This window comes from Cellvibrio sp. (assembly GCF_053579595.1).
Window position 1 is genome coordinate 1 of record NZ_JBRFPI010000345.1, and the last position, 4,948, is coordinate 4,948.

Consider the following 4,948-nt stretch of genomic DNA (forward strand, 5'->3'; position numbering starts at 1 on the left):
CGCACACAGTTATGGCGATGGCACTCACTGGTATCAACCCGCCAACGAACCTGCCTCCACCGGTGCGGATGTTTACGCGTTAGGGGCGATACTATTCCAATTATTCACTGGAAAATTGCCGGTACCAGATTTATGGGGCTGGAAAAATGTGTGGCGTTTGCGCAAAGCGCCCGCCAAAGTACGTCGATTGATTTTGCAAATTATCCACCTCAACCCACGTAAACGCATCGCCAGTGCGGAACTGGCAGGCGCGGCATTTAACCAAGCGCAGGGTGAACAAAAAACCCAAGTGTTGGAAAAAATGGTGGGAATCTAGGAATTCTCCGAAATAAAACTTATCGTCATACCCGCGAACGCGAGTATCCAGAGGCATCAATAAAATTTGACGCTGAATACGTGCGTTCGCAGGTATGACGAACAAACTATAAAGCGCTATTTTGGTGCCACTTGTCAGTTCACCAATCAAATACCTGACCACTTGTGCAGCATAAAAAGTTGTCGCAATTGGCCAGCTTTTTTGTGAAGAATTTATGACGGCAAAAAAGTGCAGGTATTAAAACTGTACTAATTAATGGTTATTCAAATACTTAGCAGCTAGTCAACATTTAAACCCCACACACTTATCCCGCGTTTTTTTCACCTTTTATATCGCTGGTACGAATCCTGCTGAATGCCCTTCTATGGTTCCCGCAACAGGGATACATCCATGATCGTACAATCCACAAAGTAATCCATAAACAGATACAGAGGGCGTAGCGATGAGTACAAGTCTGAAGAGTTCTTTAAATGCGTGGCACCTCTGGGGGCTAGCAGTTGGGCTGGTGATTTCTGGTGAATATTTTGGCTGGAGTTATGGGTGGGATAAAGCGGGCACGCTCGGCTTTTTAGTGACTACCGTAATGATCGCAATTATGTACACCACATTTATTTTTAGCTTCACCGAATTATCGACTGCAATTCCCCACGCTGGTGGGCCTTTCGCTTACGCGCGCCGCGCCTTTGGCCCCAAGATGGCATTTGTCGCAGGCTTTGCAACGCTGATTGAATTTGTATTTGCACCACCCGCGATTGCAATGGCGATTGGGGCTTATTTAAATGTGCAATTTCCCGAGGTGAATCCAAAAACCTTTGCGATCTGTGCTTACGCTATTTTTGTGGGTTTAAATATTGTCGGTGTGCGTATCGCCGCGACCTTTGAATTATTTGTTGTCGTTCTGGCGATTTTTGAATTGCTGGTATTTATGGGCGTAGTAGCACCCGGATTCTCCATCTCCAATTTTGTCGCCAACGGTTGGGCAGGTGAAACAGAATTCAGTGCTGGTGCCATCACCGGCATAGTCGCCGCGATTCCATTTGCGATCTGGTTTTTCCTTGCGATTGAAGGTGTGGCTATGGCCGCAGAAGAAGCAAAAGACCCGCGCCGCACTATTCCCCGCGCCTATATCGCAGGCATTTTAACGCTGGTTGTGCTCGCAATGGGCGTGATGGTATTTGCAGGCGGCGTAGGCGATTGGCGTACTCTTTCTAATATCAATGATCCTTTACCGCAAGCAATGAAAGTGATTGTAGGCGAAAACAGTAATTGGTTGCACATGTTAGTGTGGATTGGGTTATTCGGTTTGGTCGCTTCCTTTCACGGTATTATTCTCGGTTATTCACGCCAAATTTTTGCGCTGGCGCGCGCCGGTTATATGCCCACCTATTTTTCAGTTGTGAACGAAAAATTCAAAACACCACACCGCGCCATTATTGCGGGTGCAGTAGTGGGTATCATCGCTATCATGAGCGACGATTTACAATTTAATGGTATGACGCTCACCGCCAACCTGATTACCATGGCCGTGTTTGGCGCGATTGTGATGTACATAGTATCCATGATGAGCTTATTTGCACTGCGTAAAAAAGAACCGAATCTGGATCGCCCGTTTATCGCCATTGCCTACCCTGCTTTCCCTGCCATTGCGCTCGGTTTGGCAATTATTTGTTTAGTCACCATGATTTATTTTAATCCACAACTGGCTTTACTTTTTGTGGTGTTGATGGCGCTGGCGTTCGCGTATTTCAGCATGACCCAAGGGAAGCGCGATGCATCTTCGGATAATGCAATTGCAACATCGGTGTAATTGCCTGAGGATCGCAAAAAAAAGATCTGCTAAGCTTGAGCCATCTGGCTCAAGCAAATGCATCTATAAATACGGGTCGCAATATGCAATACAAATACACTCTGGGTTTACAAACCTATGAGTTTCGGGATTTAAAAGAGGTAATGGCGAAAGCCTCTCCTGCGCGCTCCGGCGATTACCTCGCCGGCGTTGCAGCAACGACTTATGTGGAGCGCATGGCCGCGCGCATGTGTTTAGCTGAAGTACCGCTCGCACAGTTCCTGCAAGAATTATTAATTCCCTATGAGAGCGATGAAGTCACGCGCTTGATTATCGACACACACGATAAAAAAGCCTTTTCCGAAATCAGTCACCTGACTGTTGCGGATTTTCGCAATTGGCTGTTATCCGATATTGCCACCACCGAAACACTCGCACGCGTTGCACCCGGTATTACCCCGGAGATGGCCGCTGCGGTAAGTAAATTAATGCGCAACCAGGATTTAATTCTGGCCGCTAAAAAATGTTCGGTGATCACCCGTTTTCGCAATACTATCGGCCTGCCAGGCCATATTTCTGCGCGCTTGCAACCTAATCACCCGACCGATGATCCACGCGGCATTGCGGCGTCATTAATTGATGGTTTGCTGTACGGATCAGGCGACGCAGTGATTGGGATTAATCCCGCGACTGATAATTTATCAGCGCTGATGGAGCTGTATCATTTAGTTGATGGCGTAATCCAGCAATTTGAAATTCCTACGCAGTCCTGCATCCTCACCCATGTGACCAACCAGATCCAGTTGATTGAAAAAGGCGCACCGGTAGATTTGGTTTTTCAATCTATCGCTGGCACTGAATTGGCGAATAAAAGTTTTGGTATTGATATCACGCTATTAGCAGAAGCGCGCGACGCGGCACGCTCACTCAAGCGCGGCACCATTGGCGACAACGTGATGTATTTTGAAACGGGCCAAGGCTCGGCATTGTCGGCCAATGCAAATCACGGCGTTGACCAGCAAACCTGCGAAGCGCGCGCATATGCGATTGCACGGCATTTATCACCGCTGCTTACCAATACAGTGGTCGGTTTTATCGGCCCGGAATATTTATACGATGGCAAACAAATTATTCGTGCGGGATTAGAAGATCATTTCTGCGGAAAATTATTGGGCGTACCGCTCGGTTGCGACGTGTGTTACACCAATCACGCCGAAGCCGATCAGGATGATATGGATACATTAATGACATTGCTCGCCAACGCAGGGCTGACTTTTTTAATGGGCATCCCCGGTGCTGATGACATTATGCTGAATTACCAAACCACGTCGTTTCACGACACGCTCTATTTGCGTAAAATTCTCGGCTTAAAAGCCGCGCCGGAGTTTGAACAATGGCTCAAGAAAATGAACATCATGGACGCAGCGGGACAAGTGCGACCCATCAGCCAACAGCATCCACTCTTGCAACAATTCCCCAGCAAGTTGGCGTAACAACGCCAATTAGTGTTGATGACCCCTGGCAGGATTTAAAACAATTCACCCAAGCGCGCATCGCACTCGGGCGCACTGGTAGCAGCTTAACGACTAAAGCCGTGTTGGATTTTAGTTGCGCCCATGCGATGGCACGCGACGCGGTGCATCTTGCATTGAATGTAAATTCGCTTGCTGATCAATTGCATGCCCAAGGATTAAAAACCTTACAAGTTCACAGCCGCGCGACTGATCGCCATAGCTATTTATTGCGCCCGGATTTTGGACGGCGACTGGATGAAGCGAGCGTTTCTTTTTTGAAAGATTATTCCCGACAACACCATTCCGAAAAGCCCATCGATTTATTATTGGTTGTTGGCGATGGCCTTTCCTCTATGGCAGTTACCCAACAGGCAGCAAAACTTATCGCCGAAATTCAATTACAAATTCCATCACACTGGACGTTAGGCCCAATTGTGATCGCCCAACAAGCGCGGGTTGCACTGGCAGATGAAGTCAGCGAATTATTAAACGCGCGCATGGTGGCCATGCTGATAGGGGAGCGACCAGGATTAAGTTCGCCCGATAGCCTCGGTGTTTACCTCACCTATAACGCCAAAGTCGGCTGCACGGATGCCGATCGCAATTGCATTTCCAATGTGCGCCCCGAAGGTCTGGTTCACGCCGCTGCTGCGAAAAAATTAATGTGGTTATGCGAAGCGGCAACGCGCATGCAATGCTCGGGCGTTGCGTTAAAAGATGAAAGTGATACCGGCGGATTTATTGCGGCTGCGCCAGTATTACTGGTAGAAAAAGAATAAACGTTAGACTGTCGCTCGCTTCTCATCAGTATCAACTCCAGTATTCTCGACAATACCCTTCCGCCGTACTTATCCCCACTACAGCCCCCCCAGGGGCAAAACTCTTACTTAGAACTAATCATATAATTAGACGAACGCGGTTTCCTCTTGACAGCTGTTAACTGATAAGTGAAAATTAAGCCTATAAATATGATATATATAACAAACGAGAGAGAAACCATGAAACACACCCCATCGAATACGTTCGTGCGCACCAGTCTTTTTGTTGCCGTGAGCCTGTTAGCCCCCATTGCCGCAGCGCAGAGCACCGCTAGTCAGGAAGATTTGGTCGAAGAAGTTGTCGTTACCGGTAAGTTCCTGAAAAGCCTGCAAACTGCCGCCGAAATCAAACGCAACTCGGCAAGTGTGGTAGAGGCGATTTCTGCCGAAGACATCGGCCAATTGCCCGATGTATCTATAAGTGACTCACTAAAACGCCTGCCCGGCCTGGCGCAAGACCGCGACCGCCGCAATGGCAGCCAGATTTCGATCCGCGGTATGCGTGGCATGCTCG

5 protein-coding genes are annotated in these 4,948 nt (G+C 48.2%); all 5 read left to right on the forward strand.

The features are described 5' to 3' along the window. Positions 1–316, forward strand: a 316-nt coding sequence (locus ACWA6V_RS17260) for a hypothetical protein (protein ID WP_449523653.1), incomplete at its 5' end; no start/stop codon positions are given. Positions 317–758: 442 nt separating this feature from the next. Next, a complete protein-coding gene (gene eat, locus ACWA6V_RS17265; RefSeq protein ID WP_449523654.1) occupies positions 759–2,123 on the forward strand; it encodes an ethanolamine permease in 1,365 nt (454 codons plus the stop codon). 83 nt (positions 2,124–2,206) lie between these two features. Beyond that, positions 2,207–3,595 carry an ethanolamine ammonia-lyase subunit EutB gene (locus ACWA6V_RS17270; protein WP_449523655.1) on the forward strand — a complete coding sequence of 463 codons (1,389 nt, stop codon included), beginning with the start codon at positions 2,207–2,209 and terminating at the stop codon, positions 3,593–3,595. Further along, positions 3,496–4,395, forward strand: coding sequence for an ethanolamine ammonia-lyase subunit EutC (gene eutC / locus ACWA6V_RS17275; protein ID WP_449523656.1), 900 nt, complete (start codon positions 3,496–3,498; stop codon positions 4,393–4,395). The genes ACWA6V_RS17270 and eutC overlap by 100 nt, the downstream gene beginning before the upstream one ends. A gap of 219 nt (positions 4,396–4,614) precedes the next feature. Continuing rightward, positions 4,615–4,948, forward strand: a 334-nt coding sequence (locus tag ACWA6V_RS17280; protein WP_449523657.1) for a TonB-dependent receptor plug domain-containing protein, incomplete at its 3' end; no start/stop codon positions are given.